The sequence below is a fragment of the Sphingobium anseongense genome (assembly GCF_037725245.1).
In the GTDB taxonomy this organism is placed as follows: domain Bacteria; phylum Pseudomonadota; class Alphaproteobacteria; order Sphingomonadales; family Sphingomonadaceae; genus Sphingobium.
This window is the reverse complement of record NZ_JBBJUL010000004.1, coordinates 346,566-362,613: the sequence shown is the minus strand read 5'-3', so window position 1 is coordinate 362,613 and position 16,048 is coordinate 346,566. Positions and strand designations below refer to the sequence as shown.

General features: G+C 57.7%; 21 protein-coding genes and 1 pseudogene. 7 read left to right on the top strand and 15 right to left on the bottom strand.

The features are described 5' to 3' along the window. Positions 1–730: 730 nt before the first annotated feature. Entirely contained in the window at positions 731–1,297 is a 567-nt protein-coding gene (locus WG908_RS08095; RefSeq protein ID WP_340186049.1) for a peptide arginase family protein, read from the bottom strand. A 157-nt stretch (positions 1,298–1,454) separates the two neighbouring features. Here WG908_RS08095 and WG908_RS08090 point away from each other — a divergent pair, with 157 nt between their 5' ends. Beyond that, on the top strand, positions 1,455–2,729 hold the full coding sequence (locus WG908_RS08090; protein WP_340186048.1) for a PIN domain-containing protein: 1,275 nt from the start codon (positions 1,455–1,457) through the stop codon (positions 2,727–2,729). 237 nt (positions 2,730–2,966) lie between these two features. Here the strand turns inward: WG908_RS08090 and WG908_RS08085 are convergent, their stop codons facing one another. Further along, the gene (locus tag WG908_RS08085) at positions 2,967–4,439 is read right to left on the bottom strand and encodes a GGDEF domain-containing protein (protein WP_340186047.1); all 1,473 of its coding nucleotides are present in this window, start codon (positions 4,437–4,439) and stop codon (positions 2,967–2,969) included. Between the two features lie 37 nt (positions 4,440–4,476). Then, entirely contained in the window at positions 4,477–4,884 is a 408-nt protein-coding gene (locus WG908_RS08080) for a hypothetical protein (RefSeq protein WP_340186046.1), read from the bottom strand. A gap of 216 nt (positions 4,885–5,100) precedes the next feature. Between WG908_RS08080 and WG908_RS08075 the strand changes: the two genes are divergently transcribed. Beyond that, positions 5,101–5,595 (top strand): hypothetical protein, encoded by a 495-nt coding sequence (locus WG908_RS08075; RefSeq protein WP_340186045.1) that lies wholly within the window; start codon positions 5,101–5,103, stop codon positions 5,593–5,595. A gap of 57 nt (positions 5,596–5,652) precedes the next feature. Here the strand turns inward: WG908_RS08075 and WG908_RS08070 are convergent, their stop codons facing one another. The 3 genes from WG908_RS08070 to WG908_RS08060 all read right to left on the bottom strand — a co-directional run bounded on the left by WG908_RS08070 (position 5,653) and on the right by WG908_RS08060 (position 7,330). Beyond that, positions 5,653–6,321, bottom strand: coding sequence for a DNA methyltransferase (locus tag WG908_RS08070; RefSeq protein WP_340186044.1), 669 nt, complete (start codon positions 6,319–6,321; stop codon positions 5,653–5,655). Continuing rightward, the gene (locus tag WG908_RS08065) at positions 6,318–6,533 is read right to left on the bottom strand and encodes a hypothetical protein (protein WP_340186043.1); all 216 of its coding nucleotides are present in this window, start codon (positions 6,531–6,533) and stop codon (positions 6,318–6,320) included. The genes WG908_RS08070 and WG908_RS08065 overlap by 4 nt, the downstream gene beginning before the upstream one ends. Positions 6,534–6,772: 239 nt before the next feature. Further along, the gene (locus tag WG908_RS08060) at positions 6,773–7,330 is read right to left on the bottom strand and encodes a tyrosine-type recombinase/integrase (RefSeq protein ID WP_340186042.1); all 558 of its coding nucleotides are present in this window, start codon (positions 7,328–7,330) and stop codon (positions 6,773–6,775) included. Between the two features lie 206 nt (positions 7,331–7,536). On the opposite strand from WG908_RS08060, the gene WG908_RS08055 reads away from it, so the two are divergent. The 3 genes from WG908_RS08055 (at position 7,537) to WG908_RS08045 (ending at position 8,968) form a co-directional block, all read left to right on the top strand. Further along, complete coding sequence (locus WG908_RS08055; RefSeq protein ID WP_340186041.1) at positions 7,537–8,115, top strand: hypothetical protein; 579 nt, start codon at positions 7,537–7,539, stop codon at positions 8,113–8,115. Positions 8,116–8,234: 119 nt separating this feature from the next. Continuing rightward, positions 8,235–8,681 (top strand): hypothetical protein, encoded by a 447-nt coding sequence (locus WG908_RS08050; protein ID WP_340186040.1) that lies wholly within the window; start codon positions 8,235–8,237, stop codon positions 8,679–8,681. Between the two features lie 44 nt (positions 8,682–8,725). Continuing rightward, positions 8,726–8,968 (top strand): hypothetical protein, encoded by a 243-nt coding sequence (locus WG908_RS08045; RefSeq protein WP_340186039.1) that lies wholly within the window; start codon positions 8,726–8,728, stop codon positions 8,966–8,968. Here WG908_RS08045 and WG908_RS08040 read toward each other — a convergent pair. Genes WG908_RS08040 through WG908_RS08030 form a run of 3 tightly spaced genes read right to left on the bottom strand, consistent with a single transcriptional unit; the run spans position 8,965 to position 9,761 of the window. Further along, complete coding sequence (locus WG908_RS08040; RefSeq protein ID WP_340186038.1) at positions 8,965–9,228, bottom strand: hypothetical protein; 264 nt, start codon at positions 9,226–9,228, stop codon at positions 8,965–8,967. The genes WG908_RS08045 and WG908_RS08040 overlap by 4 nt on opposite strands. After that, on the bottom strand, positions 9,207–9,518 hold the full coding sequence (locus WG908_RS08035) for a hypothetical protein (RefSeq protein ID WP_340186037.1): 312 nt from the start codon (positions 9,516–9,518) through the stop codon (positions 9,207–9,209). The genes WG908_RS08040 and WG908_RS08035 overlap by 22 nt, the downstream gene beginning before the upstream one ends. 57 nt (positions 9,519–9,575) lie before the next feature. Continuing rightward, positions 9,576–9,761: a hypothetical protein gene (locus WG908_RS08030; protein ID WP_340186036.1), complete on the bottom strand. Its 186-nt coding sequence runs from the start codon at positions 9,759–9,761 to the stop codon at positions 9,576–9,578. Between WG908_RS08030 and WG908_RS08025 the strand changes: the two genes are divergently transcribed. After that, the gene (locus WG908_RS08025; RefSeq protein WP_340186035.1) at positions 9,760–10,257 is read left to right on the top strand and encodes a hypothetical protein; all 498 of its coding nucleotides are present in this window, start codon (positions 9,760–9,762) and stop codon (positions 10,255–10,257) included. The genes WG908_RS08030 and WG908_RS08025 overlap by 2 nt on opposite strands. A gap of 13 nt (positions 10,258–10,270) precedes the next feature. On the opposite strand, the gene WG908_RS08020 is transcribed toward WG908_RS08025, so the two are convergent. Further along, entirely contained in the window at positions 10,271–10,459 is a 189-nt protein-coding gene (locus WG908_RS08020) for a hypothetical protein (RefSeq protein ID WP_340186034.1), read from the bottom strand. Between the two features lie 62 nt (positions 10,460–10,521). Here WG908_RS08020 and WG908_RS08015 point away from each other — a divergent pair. Then, a pseudogene (locus WG908_RS08015) lies at positions 10,522–10,788 on the top strand (transposase); the annotation flags it as partial. Between the two features lie 58 nt (positions 10,789–10,846). Here the strand turns inward: WG908_RS08015 and WG908_RS08010 are convergent. The 5 genes from WG908_RS08010 to WG908_RS07990 all read right to left on the bottom strand — a co-directional run bounded on the left by WG908_RS08010 (position 10,847) and on the right by WG908_RS07990 (position 16,002). Continuing rightward, positions 10,847–11,932, bottom strand: a complete 1,086-nt coding sequence (locus tag WG908_RS08010; RefSeq protein ID WP_340186033.1) for an SMP-30/gluconolactonase/LRE family protein — start codon at positions 11,930–11,932, stop codon at positions 10,847–10,849. Between the two features lie 124 nt (positions 11,933–12,056). Next, the gene (locus tag WG908_RS08005) at positions 12,057–13,046 is read right to left on the bottom strand and encodes an NADP-dependent oxidoreductase (protein WP_340186032.1); all 990 of its coding nucleotides are present in this window, start codon (positions 13,044–13,046) and stop codon (positions 12,057–12,059) included. Positions 13,047–13,092: 46 nt separating this feature from the next. Then, a complete protein-coding gene (locus tag WG908_RS08000) occupies positions 13,093–14,007 on the bottom strand; it encodes a TIGR03620 family F420-dependent LLM class oxidoreductase (protein WP_340186031.1) in 915 nt (304 codons plus the stop codon). Between the two features lie 132 nt (positions 14,008–14,139). Continuing rightward, positions 14,140–15,123 carry an LLM class flavin-dependent oxidoreductase gene (locus WG908_RS07995; RefSeq protein ID WP_340186030.1) on the bottom strand — a complete coding sequence of 328 codons (984 nt, stop codon included), beginning with the start codon at positions 15,121–15,123 and terminating at the stop codon, positions 14,140–14,142. A 114-nt stretch (positions 15,124–15,237) separates the two neighbouring features. Beyond that, positions 15,238–16,002 (bottom strand): SDR family NAD(P)-dependent oxidoreductase, encoded by a 765-nt coding sequence (locus tag WG908_RS07990; RefSeq protein WP_340186029.1) that lies wholly within the window; start codon positions 16,000–16,002, stop codon positions 15,238–15,240. Positions 16,003–16,048 lie beyond the last annotated feature (46 nt).

The window sequence follows — 16,048 nt, the reverse complement described above, 5'->3', positions numbered from 1 at the left end:
TAACTCGATCTTCCGCGCCTCGCTCATGTCGAAGGCATCGACGTAAGGACGGTACTTCTCGATATCGAGCTGCATGGCGGACACACTTTCCCGACCGCGCATCAGCAGAGCTGGCGCGTGTCGCATTGATGATTGAACGGTTTGGATTTCCTAGGGCTGGCAGCCCTCCATCGCGGGGGGATAGAAACGGCGAAAGCGCGCCACCCCATGGCGCAAGTCCTCGCGGGAAGGATCGATCATCGTTGTTGCTTTCATTGGATGGGAAAAGAAAAGGGCGGGAGTTTCCTCCCGCCCATGGCCGCACCGCTGTGCCGCCTGCCTTTACGAGCAGGTCGAAAGCAGGATCAGCGCGAACAGCGCCAGCAGCAGCCAGCCCCAAGGATTGGGCTCTTTTTCTATCCGGTAAACGCGACCCAGTTCCGTTGCGCGATATTTGGCCATGCTCGATCTCCAGCCTAAATGATGCCGCTTGGATCAGCGGAATGGAGATTGGATAGGTCAGCGTGGCAGCTACCCTGGGGGGATAAGGCTGAAATCAGTCGAGGAGAATGGACGTGGCTTACAGGTCGGGATGCCGCGCGCCCAAAATGTGCAGCACCTTACGGCTCAGATTCAGGCATTCATCCCAGCCCGGTGTATAATCAGTTGGCGTAAGGCATACCGTCACCACCGCGATCAGCCCTTCATCAAGGGCCGTTTTAATCTGGCCAAAGACAGTCGCAATGAAAGCCTAAGAGAACAGTGGCAGCCATGTCGTTTCGCTGCCATCATCCGAAGCCGCCGGACTGAAAAAATAATCAAGGTCGATGTTCACGATCCACGGGGGACATCCATGCCGAAGCCAGTACAACATGTTCTCCGGGAGTTCATCGGGACGCGGGCGCATCGTCAAGGCGTAATCTGGGTCGTCGCCGTCGCCGTGATCGATGCTGCGCAAAGTGGCTACGTTCTGGCCAAAGGTGGCAAGATGGATTGAAAGATAGTTGTCCCATCGAAACAATGGCGGATTGAGGCATTCCAGCTCTACGTTCGCGGCAAGATAGTCCTCTATCGAAAGACCACGCAAATCTGGCGCAGCCTCAAAATGCTTTCCCATGTTTGCACCGAGGCAATCAGTGTGTCTGTCAATATGCAGTATAGAATGTTTGGTCGCATATAGATCAATCTCCTGCTGCCAGCACCACAGCGCAGCACGATGATTGTCCATTAAATACACGTTGTCGTCCCGCCAAAGGAGATTTTGATTGACGGAGCCAGAATGCTTTTTGCCTTTGAAGGGGATAAGATGCTCTGCCATATTCTAATTATAGCTGGTTGCTTGGCGCAAAAACAATATGAACGTCGCCGACGATCCGGGCGTTTCCGGGCAATCGAAGCGTCGAAAGCCTTGGCGAAGACCAGCTTGTCGGGGTAGCATGACGGCATAGCCAGAATTTTAGAAAAGTACTGAATCCGTGACGACCGCGCATCTCATTCTCGATACCAACATACTTATGCACTTCCAGCGCATCGATCAGATCGACTGGCCGGATATTGCCGATGCCACCGAATGCATCCTGCTGATCGCGCCCGTGGTGATACGTGAACTGGAAAAGCACAAGGTCCAGCATTCATCGCCCAAGCTGCGGGAGCGCGCCGGGCAAATGATCGCCTATCTCGTGGACTTGTCGGAGCAGGCAGACCCCGTTTCCCTGCGCAAGGGAACCACGCTGACATTTATCGACCATGAGCCGTTACTGGATTTTGCCGCGCAAAGGCTGAGCCGGGAAATCGCCGATGACCAGTTGATTGCGAGCGCTCTCGAACAGGCGGAGCAATCAGGCGATGTTCGCATCGTGTCGAACGATGCCGGGCTGGGGATCAAACTGCGCACCCGCACGGTTGGATTACTGCGCTTGCCGGAAAGCCTTTGCTTGCCGTCCGTCGAGGATGCCGAGCGCAAGGAAGTGCGAGAAATGCGGCAGCAACTTGCGCGGCTGCAATCCCGCCTGCCTAAACTGAACGTGCTGTTTCCCGGCGACGCAACTCTCGTTCAATTGGAACGGATCGAGCGCGACCTAAAGCCACTGCCGAGCCGGAATGAGGTTGAACGCAAAATGCCGACCATGAGTCTGCCACAGTATGACGAGCGGTTCGGCGCGCTAACGCGCATGACGGCCTTTTCTCTCCGACAAGAAGATATCGACAGCTACAATGCTGAGCGCGAGCGATATCTGCGCGCATATGAGGCATATCTTGAAAAACATGGTAGTTGGCAGGAGCGCGTGGGCCGCATATTCGACCTGAGTTTCGTTCTTAAAAACACCGGAAGCGGCCCGGCTACGAATGTTGATGTTCATTTCCACTTCCCTGCGGGCGTGCGCTTCCTGATCATGGACGATGCTCCCAAGCCGCCCAAGATGCCCGCCCCACCGAAACGCCCCGAACATCGATTGCAGCAAATCATTTTAGGCACTGCTACCGATTATTTGGGGCCAGCCCGGATCAGCCCATTCCTGATGCCGGACATCAAGGGCATGAACGACGGCGATCCGATGTTCGACGATGACAGCAACGTGCTGAGCTATGCCGCGCGCATCCTCAAGCATGAATGCGATTTGGCGCTGGAGCCGGTGCTGGTGGAACTACCGCATGGCAAATTGCCCGCCGCGTTTCCGATCACGGTGACGGCGACATGCAATGAAGCGCCGCGTGCTGAGCAAACGCTAACGGTAAAATTCACGGCATAAGGCAATCGATGGGGAAGGAAGGGCGTGAACGGTCCTTGCGGGGGATACCGAAATCTCCCCGGTGGCGCGGCCCCGGCCCTGTCCATAAGGTTGCTTTGGCACCGCTTGGACAGGGAGCGGGAAGCGCCATGAGCCGGGAGGGATGCAACGGGAGGCGCGCAGCGGGCCTCCCTTGCCAAGATGCATGGTACTACCATGCACATCTTGCGATCTGCCCATAGGCCCAATTAGCAAAACTCAGGAAAACAAGTCTCGCAACTCTGGTTTGGTTTGGAACGGAAGATAGTCTGGTCCACGCAATGCGTGACTTCCTCCTTTGTCCTTCGCCGAATTCATCGCGATTGCTGCTCTGATCACGGCATCGATAGCATCTTCATCATCGCGCTTTCTCGCGATTCCAAGACTGCAAGAAACTTTCAACCCGTGTGCCAACGTATGCCACGGATGGTCTGCTACTTTTTGCGCCCACAACCTTATTTCCTCGATGGAACTATCCATATGTCGGCGTGGAGGCTCATAAACCACTATGTAGAACGTGTCGTCCCCGCATCGTCCGAATTCATGAGGTCTGCCAGAAACAAATGATTTCAAAATATTTTTTGTTGCCTCAATTACCTTATTGCCTACGTCATCGCCAAATTTCCGGTTAATCTGATTCATCTTATCGATATCGGACATCACTATATAGGGTGATCGGCCCTTACGTTTTTGAAAAATGCGGCTTTGTAACTTCTCTTCAAGAAATTTACGCCCCGCTTCCTTCTCATCGATCGAGTCCCGATGCTTCGTGTATTCTGCATGCCCAAGTCCGAGACGGAAAATCGCTCTGCTGATTGTATCGCCACAAACGTCCACCCCGCTGCGCCAATCGAGTGGATATCGGCCAGAAAGCAAGGCAGTGATGTACTTCATATCTTGACGCTCTACGCCGTTCAGTACGGGAAGTACTTTGCCGTTACCTATCAGTTCTGCCAGTTTGTCAGGACGAGATTGATCTGACGAAACGGTGGCAAGCGCTTTTGCCAAACTTACATCGATGATGAGGATGCCCAGTTCTGCCCCAGAAACACCGGAAGCCAGACGTTCCTTCAACGTTTGTGCGGGAGCAACTGCAATAGGCTCCATACGAACCTTCCATCGCGCTCGTTCAAGATAGTGGACCAGTGAGGCGGTGAACGCGTCGGCCAGATTTGAACACAGGATGCAGACCGCATATGGACTGTCTGCGCTCATCGACGACGATGGAGGAATAGGCGAATTTCGGCTATGCGGTATGCTTGTACCGATAGGTTCGAAATTGCGTCTGTATTGGCGGCCATTCGCCTCGCCAGATACGTGATACGCAACGGCATCCCAAAACCGCCAAGCGTGGTTTTTATGGCCCCACGACATCCACGCCAGAATGGCAGCGCATATGTTCTTCCCGCGCGGTGTGGACTCAACATCTTCAAGCGGCTTGATCCCGGAAATCACGTCTTTTAGAAATCCGCCATAATCACCGTTCTTGATCATCAATTCTCTGTTGGGATTTAGACCGACGCCGACTGCCTTGAAAAAAGGCAATATTTCTGAAGCAAGGATTTTTTCCGGGTCTTCGTAAGAAGAATACTCTTCAAGCCTGATCGACGAGAAGGTCGCCTTGAAGGATGCAACGAGCGCCGGGTAAGGCCAGAAAATTCCAACGTCTCGCTTAAAGTCGCGGTTTGCCATCCCTTATGGATAGCGGCAGTCCGCTGTCATGAACAGGTCAAGGGGAAGGAACTTCAGGTCCGGGAGTGGCATGCGGACTCACGGGCTCACCGTCAAGATAATGCTCTTCTAGCCAAACGTCACCGCTGAGGGGATCGCGCATGATGCGGGCAGGTCCATCCTCTCGATGCAGCTTGTCATCACGATAATATTCTTCAAGATGAGTTACACCCGTCTGAGGAGTGATTTTTTCCCAAGCCGGTCCATCCTCACGATGAATAAGGCTGTTCTTTCTATATTGCCGTTCGACGATAATACCGCTTCCGCCATCGTAATGAATTATGGCTGGGTAACCTATCCTGTGACAATGCTCGCCCTTAAACCATTGTTCTCTGATCAGGTCATTTTTTGGCCCGATGCCGTGCATTATAAAAACTTCGTATTGCCCGCTCTCTGGAATTTCCATGCGTTATGGTATCACTGATGCTGGCGTTTTATCTGTAGGACAATATTCCTCTCTCCGGCAGTTGTACCGTTTTGTACCGCGATTGTACGAGCGACGTACCGAAATCTGTCAGCCAAAGCAGCCTTGCCAGAACGTAAAACTGGTGGGGGTCGCTCCCTCTTCTTCAACCCGAGAACGGCGCTGAAGAAAGGCCTTTTTTCGCGCAAGGAGGACATCATGGTTCATCTTTGTGCCGAGTGCATTCTGACCGGCTACTGCAAGAAGCGGGCAGCCTATGAAGTGACTGACAAGGAAATGACCCCGCAATTCGTCCAGGACGGACGAAATCTCGCGGTGGAGATCACGAAAGAGGAAGGGCTAACCGCCGGATATTGGCCGCACTCGCTATATAATAAGTACGCCGCCTATCCGGGGCGCATCCTCGACCGCCGCACTGGGCTGGAGGCAAAGCTCGATCTGGAAGTGCTGTTCCGGCCCAAGCATGTTTCGCCCGAACAATGGGAGGATTGGTACAATCTGGACTCGATGGTGCCGGAAGGCGTCGATCTGGATTATCGCACATGGTATCGTGACAACCTGATGGTGCCGTGCGGTCGTAATCCCCACACGCACTATGTCGAAAGGCTTCGCGCGGTCCTCACCTTGCTTCGGGCCTTTTATCCCGACCGCGCGAGGCATTGGGGGCTGCGACCCCAAAATGACAATCCGTGAAACGACGATACGGCGCGGTCCTGCTCGGGCCGCGCCTATCAATGGGATGGATAGGTGCTACCTGTCTTCCCTCATCTTGCCAGCAACACGCTTGGAAGACGTGCGGAAATGGTCAGAATCCATTTCGATGCCGAGATAATCGCGGCCTTGCCATTGTGCCGCGACGAGCGATGACCCGGAGCCGCAGAACGGGTCCAACACGATGCCGCCGGGTGGGCAGAACGCTTCGACAAGGGGGGCAAGAACCTTCACGGGTTTCTGCGTGGGATGCCACCTGTTTCCGCTGGGTCGGGCTACCTCAACCACATCTGGGGCCACTCCAGCCGACAACATATTTGGTCGCCCTTTGGCTAGCAGATAGGCGCTTTCATGGTGCCGGGCGAGATGCCCGCGCGATGACGCATAGGCTTTGCGGAACACGATATGCCCTACGATGCGGAAACCTGCTTTCGCCCACGCCGCCGAGAAGCGGTCGATGGTGGACCAGCCATAGAAGCTGATGGCGAAGCTGTTGGGTTTGAGCAGCCGGTACATCTCCGCGAAAGCCGGTTCGATCCAGTCGGCATTGTCGTCATTGAGAACCTGTCTGCCGCTGCGGTCGCGATAGCGCGTCACATAGGGCGGGTCGGTCAGGATGAAATCGACGCTACGGCTGGGCAAGGTCGGCATCACTTTCACGCAATCGCCGTGGATGACGCTGTTGCGGGGCAAGGTTGAGGGGATCATGGCTGACCCCCGTTGCCTTCGCTGGTTTCGCTGGCGGCGCGCATGACGAGGCGGCCGGTCATCGGGATCGCGTCGAGGTTGATCGAATAGCCCTTGCCATCCTGATGGGACCATGCGGCCCCGACCGGAAGCCAGATGGCCTTCTCCCCTTCGCCGTTGACGATGTAGAGGCGGAATGCCGGTTTGCGGTTGCTGGTGGTTTCTGTGGTCATGGTCTTCTCCTTCTGGTTCGATGCCGCACCATCGCGGCTTCATGGGGAGAGGATCAGGCGTGGTATTAAGGCGGACGGTCACACGCCGCGCCAGCGCCCGGCAGGGGCAAGCTGCACAAGTCATGCAATGACGCGGAAGCGCAGCGCGTTGACAGAACGTCGGACTACGCCAAGCTCCCCGAATGATTGCTGCTGATGGTGCTTGTCGGGATCGACCGGAGAAGCTGACCTACTGCAACTCACCACATGCGTTCTGCGAATTCCCGCTCTTCCACGCCTACCGCGTCGAGGTAGATGGCCGTTGTCGCTCCGCTGGCGTGGCCAAGCCATTTCTGGATGAGATTGGGAGGCACTGATTTACCTGCGGCGCAGATTCCGTAGCCATGCCGGAGTCCTTTCGCGGTAGCCATCGGGCCGGAGATGTCGGCGGCAAGCATGACCTCCTTCACCTGTCGCCAAGCCGTTGAACGGTGCATCGGGAAGATGCGGCCATTGTCGTGTTGCGGCATCGCTGTCAGCATGACGATCAACCGCCTTGGAATCGGCACCATGCGAAAGCGCAGCCTGCGGCGCTTGAGCGTCCGAATGACCAATGTCCCGCGCTCTTGGTCGATATGATCGCGCGTAAGGTTCAGCGCCTCGGAAATCCGGCAACCAGAATAGGCCAGCACGTGACATAGCGCCCGCACATCGTTGCCCATCTGGTCGGCGGCGTGAAGGAAGCGTTTGCGTTCGGCTCCGTTAACATATTTGCGGCGACCAGCCTCGTCATAGGGCTGCCAATCGCCGAGTTGCATATGCGACATGAACCATCATCCCCGATTCGCAACAAAATCGGCAATAGGGTTGCAGAGATATTTTCGGCGATTGGAAAGCGGAGCCAATCAGCGAAGTTCATCCCCGTTAGGGCAAGTCGTCGGCTTGGAATGGGCAACCAGCCTCACCTTAATCCGGTCGCCTCCAATGGAGGAATCATATAACCTATCGGAATGATGGTGCTGTCATGACCACTGGTTCGTCGGGCATTCCCGATGACATACGCGAGTGGATAAAGGCCCGCGTTCGCGAGCGTGGCCCTGTTCCGATTGTTGATCGGATGTTTCGGCATGGTCGTGACTATCATGAATGTGCGTTGCGTTGTCTTGAACTACGAGGCGATGGCCAGACCTTCCTGTTTCCCCCGGCTCTGGTGCTGCTCGCGTTCGTGGTCGAGATTTACCTTAAAGGTCTGCTCGCCGTTGAAGGAAAAACCGGTAAAGAACTGCATGGCCATAAGCACGACGAACTTTATGCACGTCTCCTCGCCGAAACACAGGCCAAGATCTCCAAGCGCTATCAGGAGCGTCATTGTCAGCCGCTTTCCGAAGATTTACCTAAGTATGCTGACCTTTTCGTCAGGCACCGCTATGCCTACGAATTGGAGGGAGCGCATGAGACCGATATGTCCGGCGTGGCCCAACTGGCATCCTCGCTCTATGAAACCCTAACCGAGATTCGCCCCGATCTTATCTGTCCCGGCTTGGTACATGATCGCATCATCGCTCCGAACCAAGGGGTTCCAATTGCCGTCACGAGATCTTGATAGGCCAACAAGCCAAGACGCGATTACCCAATTAAGATACTGATTAATAACATTTTTGAATGCAACACTTTTGCCGATAGTGTTGCATGGGATCATATTCTCCCCTCGAAAGGGAGGGCATGGTCATGCGTTCCAACGGGTTTCGTCGCACGTTCACGGCTATCGGCATTCTAGCAGTAACAGTCATGCCATCGCAATTGCTTGTCGCCCAGCAGGCGCAGCCTGTGGCCGCTTCGAACATCGAAATCCCATTGAGCGATGCGCGGAAGATCGGGGCCAGCTCCGTGCGCTTTTCCGCCGCGCAGTTGAGCAAGGAAGCTCCTACCGTTGTGCTGTTCGGCGCGACGACACCAAGCTGGCACAAGGCCCGTGCCGGAATGCAGCAGGCCGTGGCGCAAGGCTATCGCATCAGTTGCGTGTTCATGGGGCCGACCGGAGGCCGTGCTTCCATGGAAATCTATGCCAAAGGTCATCACGTCACCAAGCCCATCGACTTGAACGAGATCAGCCAAACAGACATCACGCGGCTCGTTCGGGACGTGTGGCGCGAATATTACGCGCGATAGCCTCACTCTGCCTGCCCCCGCTTAACCAATCCCGGAGATTCATCATGGCCGAAGATCCGCGCATAAAGGCGCATAATGACAGGACTCGCATCGAGCGTGAGAATGCGGAGCGCGAAGCCATCGCGAAAGCTGGTCGAATATCGACTGATTCGATGCAGCGCCAGATCGAGGCTGACGGACGGAAGTTGCAGGATGGAAACGGCACCAAAAGCGGCTGCTCCGTCGTCGTAATTGCGCTGCTCGGCGTTCCCGCTGCGCTAGGCGTAGCGTATCGCATGATCGCTTAAAGCGGTCGGGGCGCTGCTGGTGTGGGGTTTGCGCTTTCATTATCCAGTTCAAATCCCGTGACTTTCCCGGTTTCGATGGCAGCACGGTCGCCTGCACTGGCAAGACGATTATATTTTTGGCTGTCCGCGCGAAGGACTTCTGCCTCATTCGCAGCGACAGCATCCGCCGCGATTCGTTTGGCTTCGGCGCTCTGCGTCTGATAGGCCGCTTCGCCTAGCTGCTGCGCGCCCAGCACTGTCACGGCGCGGCGCTCGGCCAATATGCGGGCTTCCCCAGTGTCAGCATGTTCGATTTCGGCGCGCGCCTCGACGACTTGCTCCCGCTCTTCTCGATTTCACGACGGCGCTTCATGCGCTCGTTCCATTCTTCTTCGAGATCGCCATTTTCGCGGTCGAGCGCCTGACGACGGCGCAGGAGATCATCGGCATCCATGCGGGCAATCTCTTCTGGCGACAGACCGGCAGCGCGGGCAAGGCGCATATGAGCGGGACTGTTCGGGTCGAATTTCCCGCTGCGCTTGAGGCGGGTCAGTTCGTCCAGCGCCTCCATCTCGTCGCCGATGGCCTCGCGGCGCTGGCGGATTGCCGCGTGTCGATGCCTTGATGATCATGGGCCATCTCCCGCATCGAGGCCCAACGCCCGCATCAGCATCCGGCGTATCTCGGCGATGTCGCGGCAGGCATGACGCAAATCAGATTCGGTTTCCGGGGTGACAGGCAGCGAGCCGCTATTGGCGGCCTTGGCGAGTTGATTGACGTTGGAGGACAGGCGCGATTGGCCCAGAAGCGCCATGAGTTGGGAGAGAAAGATAAGCGCCTATTTCAGCGATCAGGCAGAACTGGCCGCATGGTTTCGCAGCGTCCTCGCGAGTGGCCTGAATTCTCTGCATGATAGCGTTGCGCAAGCACGCGCGGACTTCGTCGAACATCGCAATGTTGATGCGGTCATGGCGGTGGCGCTGCCCGCTGTTGCGCATGTCCTCTATTGGGCATCGCGCTTGCTTGGACATTGCGAAAGCACCGGGATCAGCATTCTCGGTGATAATACCGGACCGCGCGAGGCGTTGGAGAAAACGAACCTTTCCTACTGGCTCGCTGCCTACGGTCGCGATCTCGAAAAATTCTATGCCCGCATTGGCGCATGGAGATCAGTGCAGGACTTCTTGGCCTTCAATCGCCACGTTGAGCGTCTGCTGTGGTCTGTCGGGGTATTCCCATGGCAAACCCCCGAGGGCTTGAGGGTCGAGGTCTTCATGCCTAGCACCGTTCAAGAGCTGGAGGCGAGATAGATGGCCCAAGTCGTTAAGCGCCCAGCAACTCGCAATCCCATGCGCCTGTTTCGTCGTTGGTGACAAACAGGCGGACGCGGCATCTGACCGGATTGGCTTCTCCCGAGATCTCGATTTCGAAGGTGTAGCCCTCAAGCAGCATAAATTCTGATTCACCCGCTTCATGAGTGATATAAAATTGCAGCGCCCCGACCGTGCCCAACCAGCAAAGTTCGATCTGGCCTTACGCTCCCGCGTTCAAGCTGAATGATGCTGGATGGAGATGACGGCGGCTACGCGGGCGACCAGTTGCGATCGGCACTCGTCGGCATGGGCAAGTGGACGATCGAGATCATCAAGCGCTCCGACAAGGGCAAAGGTTTCGAAGTGCTACCCCGCCGGTGGGTTGTCGAACGAACCTTCGCATGGCTAGTGCGCTGCCGACGGCTCGCCAAGGATTGGGAAAGGTCCATCGCCTCGTCCACCGCCTGGGCCCTCATCGCTTCAATCCGAATGCTCACGCGCAGAACCGCAAGGTACTGTCAGATTTGAAGAACTTCTGAATCGGGCTCTAACGCGCTTGGACGGCGGGTCGCTTACACCTACCGCGTCATGGCATTGGCCGATAGCCAAGCTTGCTGGCACTCCACGAGCCGACCCACAGGGTCTTGCCGACAGGAAGTGCGTAGGAGATGCCGGCAAATTGCGGATCGGCGGGCGCTTTGGCGAGGAACGTCACGGCCAGCGTCGTGGGATCCACCGCCTCGACGTGATAGCCCAGCGTGCAAGGCATGCCGTCCGCCGCCGGCGGACAAGTATCTGTTCTCGCGCCTGCGGCGATAAGGCGCCCGTTCACCCAGTGAATATTGTCGGGGATGCTGTTCTTGAGCTCGACGCTTCTCAACTTCTTGGCAGGGTTGGTGGTGGTAAAGGATGTGATGGCACCATCGCCGATGGTCGTCTCACTCTTGCTATTTACATATATTGTCTTGCCGTCGGCCGACACTTCGATGCCGTTGTTGCCGACGAGATCGGTTCCCGCCATACGTTCAAACGCAGGGCTGCCGGGCGTCCATTTGTAGACCGCTCCGGTAAGCTTGGGCACGCCTGTCCACCAATCTTTTATGGTGTTGCCCGGATGGTTCATCACCGTCGCGTACACCGTCCCGTCGGCCGCTGCGACAACGGCGTTGGCCGCCAACTCGCCGGGCCAAGGGAGACACCCCGCCCAGGTCAGGGTAGGCTTGCCGCGCGTCGCGTCGACGTCGAAGACTTCAATTCTCTCCCCGACGCCCGGATCGGCTCCACCATGGTTGACCGCGTAGAGGGTCGCGCGTCCGCGCCCGCGCCCGCGTAGGCTGATGCCGTGAATTGCCAAATCGTCGGGCGCTGGCTGAACCTTGCACTGGTCAAAAGGAGCACGAGCCTTTGCGCCGGCCGGCGCTATCCACCGCTCCCATCGTTTAGTCGTCCCGTCAACCAGGTAAAGTCCGCTTCCAAGATGCATTCCACCCACGATAATCCAGCGGCCGCCGGGCATTGCCAAAAGATCTTCAGGGCTTTTGATTCCGCAAAGGAATTTATGAATACCCGAGGGCGGACATGCATCCTCCGCTGGCTTTGCGGCATTGCCGGGCAAGCCGATCCCCACAAGACCGGCGAATATTCCACCGATCAAAATCCGAGCCTTGGTCATTCAACTCTCCTGTCCGTAGCATTGTTTCAGGGGCGGGACGAAGGCGTCGGCGCGGTGAACCCTGACGCTGCGTCCGAAATAATTGCTCGACAGGGCACAGAGGTCGCGCGTGCCAGCCTGTCGGTCAATCCGCTGCCATCTTCAGCACGAGTTTGCCCCGGTTATGTCCACCCTTCAACCGCTCTATGGCCGATTGAAGATGGCGCAGTTCCACCTCCTCGACCGGAGGAATGCGAATGCCGTGACGCTCAAGAATATTGACGAGAGGCACCTTGCCAATTCGTTCGGGCCAATGGGCGAAGCAGCGTACATGGCGGAAACCGCGCTCGTGCGATGCCCGCATCTGCTCGTCCAGATTGCTGGTGTCGAGGCCGGTCGATATGCTGACAAGCGTTCCGCCGGGCTTCAATGCTTCAAGCGCGTCGGGCAGGGTATTTTGCCGTACGGCATCGAACACCATGTCGACCCCTTCGGGCGCCCACTCACGCGTCTGGGCGACGATGCCCTTGTCGGGATCGGCATAGTCGATGGCGAGATCAGCCCCCATCCCGATCATATAGTCCCGATTGGCCGATCTGCCGGTTGCCGCCACGAGCAAGCCGCCATATTTGGCAAGCTGGATGGCGAAACTCCCTACGCCGCCGGAGCCGCCATGGATCAATATCTTCTGGCCCGGCTTCGTATTGCCCAGATCGTCCGCGAACAACGCGATATAGGCGGTCATGAAGCAGATGGGCGTCGCCGCTGCTTCGGCCAGAGACATCCAGTCCGGCACCCGGCACGCCAGATCGACGGGGACGGCGACATATTCCGCGAAAGTCCCGGCATCGCCGGTCGTGCCGGTCCGGGCGAACATGACGCGATCGCCTGCGCGGAAGCCGGACGCACCAGGTCCCACGCTCGCCACCACCCCGGCCGCCTCGAAGCCCATGATGTTGAGATTGCCGGCGGGAATAGCCTTCGTCATGCCTTGCGAATATTGCCAGTCGGCCGCATTCATTCCGCCATAGACGACCTTTACGAGTATTTCGTCCGCCGATACCCGCGGCTGCTCGATCTCGGAAATTCGAGGCGACTGCGACTTGTTGACGAAATCTGCTGTAACTGCACGCACGGGCTTTGCCCCCCTTCGATTGACGCCATCTTGCCGATGGAAAAACTTATCCGCCGGGAGCCAGCCGTTCCAGGAGGCGCATATCGGTGCCGCCGTCCGGCGCTACAGCCTTTATGCAGACCTGGGTCGCGCCTGCATGCAGATGTTCGTCAATGCGTTTGCGCAGCGCCGCTTCGTCGCCCCAGCCGAAGATCGAGTCGATGAAATGATCGGAGCCGCCATTGGCAAGATCCTCGTCACTAAACCCGAGCGCCTTCCACGAGTTTTGATAATTTGGCTTCGAAAGATAAAATTCAACCTCGCCCCTGGCGACCGCGCGCGCCTTTACAGGATCGCTTTCGAGCACCATCGGCTGCTCCACGCAGAGCAGCTTGTCGGGCCCGAGGATCGCGCGAGCTTCCGCGGTATGTTCGGTCGTCACGAGGTAGCTATGCGTGCCCTGTGCCCGCGTACCGGACAGCCCGATCATCTTTTCACGCAAACCCGCAAGGACGATCGGGGTCGGCTCGGCGGGTGCCGCGGCCATATAGGGCGCCTGTTCGATCGCATCGAGATAGGCCCGCATGGTGGGGATCGGCTTGCCATATTCATGCCCTCGCCGGTCTTCCACGGTCTCGCGATGAGAAACGCCCAAGCCCAGAATGAAGCGGCCGCCCGATTGTTCGTTCAGCGCATCGGCCGCCCCCCGCATGGCGATCGCATCGCGTGTGTAGATGCTGACGATACCGGTGGCGACACGCAGCCTGCTTGTGTTGGCCAGCAACCAGGATGACACGATCAACGGGTCACGCCCAAAGCCGCCCGGCATCCAGATCGCGTCATAGCCAAGTTCCTCGACACGGCGAGCGAACCTGGCGAGACGGTCGGCCGAAGCCGGTCCCAACTGGGCGGACGTCTCATTCTCGAAATAGCTGATCGGTCCATCGATATGGGCCCAAACTGCAAGCTTGCCGAGATCCATTCATATTCTCCAGTACGGCTGTGCCAGGAAGGGCCGCTTCGTCGATTTCCAAAATGTCAAAGGCCGGCGCCCCCCAGGCTTAACGGCCGCTTGCCGACCATTCATCGCGCGCAGGAACCCGCCCCGCGTCTTTCACTTGAACGCCGGCAATACCTCGTCCGCGAACAACTGCGCATAGGGTATGAAACGCTCGGCGGAGATGCCCGGCGGCATGATCATCGATACATGCTCCAGCGGCATACGTTCCTGCATCGCCTTGTACCTGGCGATCGCGGCTTCCGGCGTCATCACCAGCATCCGGCCCGACGTCTTGAACTCGTCGAGGCTCATCGCTCCCATGCCTTCGCCGCCCAGATCGGCATAGACTTTCAGGACATGGTAATAATAGGGCGCCAGTTCCTCCATCGCCTGTTCCGGGTCGCGGGCGACCACGGCGAACAGATCGCCGATCCGCACCTTGCCCTCGCTGACATCCCGGCCATGCGCGCGCAACTGTTCGACATAGATGTCGGCCCCGTCGGGGGTGCCGACATAACCGTCGCCATAGATCAGGGCGCGTTCGATCGCCTTGGGGGCGAAGCCGCCGATATAGAGCGGCACACGGCCACGCGGCGCCGGCGGCATCATCCGAACGCCGTTCAGTTGATAATGCTTCCCTGCATAATCCAGCTTTTCTCCCGCCCAGAGGCGCGTGACAATCTCCAGCCACTCGTCGAAAAGCGCGCCACGCTTGGTGAAATCGACGCCCATCGCGGCATATTCGTACGGCAGGTAACCGATGCCGAGGCCCAGTTCGAGCCGCCCCTTGGCGAGGATGTCGAGCACCGCACAATCGGAGGCGAAGCGTGTCGGGTGATATAGCGGTGCGAGCGTCACCCATGTGCCGATCTTGATGGTTTTGGTGCGCGCGGCGATCGCCGCCAGCGCAACGAGCGGCGATGGCATATAGCCGTCGCTGAAGAGATGATGTTCAGGCACCCATGCGAATTCGAACCCGGCCTGCTCGCTCCAGACCGCGACATCTATCGTTTCTTCGTACACATGCTCCCACGGCTTGTGCCACTGCTGCGGATTGCGGAAGTCGTAATGGTAACCGAAGGTTACTTTGCCTGGCATCAGGTCGTCCTCATTAATATGTTGCCGACGACGATTGCGTCATTCCAATGATTTACTTGCTTTTTCAGAACCGGCATTCTGACGTAAAAATCGTGATTTATCATTGCGATTACTTTACAACTTCATTCCCCCGCTCGCCTGAATGGTCTGCCCGGTTATCCAGCCGCCGTCCGGCGAAGCAAGGAAAAGCGCGACCGCGGCGATCTCGTCGGGATGGGCCATACGGCCCATCGCGGTCATCTGTTCGATCCATGACGCCATCGCCGGATCGGCCATGATCGGCGCCATCAGCGCGGTATCCGTCGCGCCCGGCGCGATTGCATTGACGCTGATATGCCGAGGGCCAAGTTCAGCGGCCAGCGACCGTGTAAAGGAATTCACCGCCGCCTTGGCCAGCGAATAAACGATGCCCTGCGGCGTGGCGGAGACCGACACCATCGAAGAAAGGCTGATGATCCGCCCGCCTGTTGGGATCCGCGAAAGCGCGGCCTTGGTAACGAAGAAGGCGCTTTTCATGTTGGACGCGAAGATGAGGTCGAAGAGAGCCTCGTCAGTATCCGCGATCGGCGCGCCATTGCCCTTGCCGGCATTGTTGACAAGAATGTCGAGGCCCGAACGCCCGCGTTCGGCAAAGCGGCTGTCGAGTTGGTCGAAAAGCTGATCGATCGAGGCAACGCTCATCAAATCCGCTTGCAGAATGAATGCCTCGCCACCCGCTTGCTCGATCAGGTCGACGGTTTCGCGTGCACGATCTTCACCACCGTTGAAATGGACGGCTACGGTGGCGCCGGCGCCAGCCAGACGCCGGGCGATTGCCCGCCCGATGCCGCCGGATGCACCGGTTACGAGCGCTGTCTTGCCTTCAAGTGAACCGGTCATCCTATTCCTCTGTTTCTGTGTAATAATTTTCCGCCCTGCCGACGTT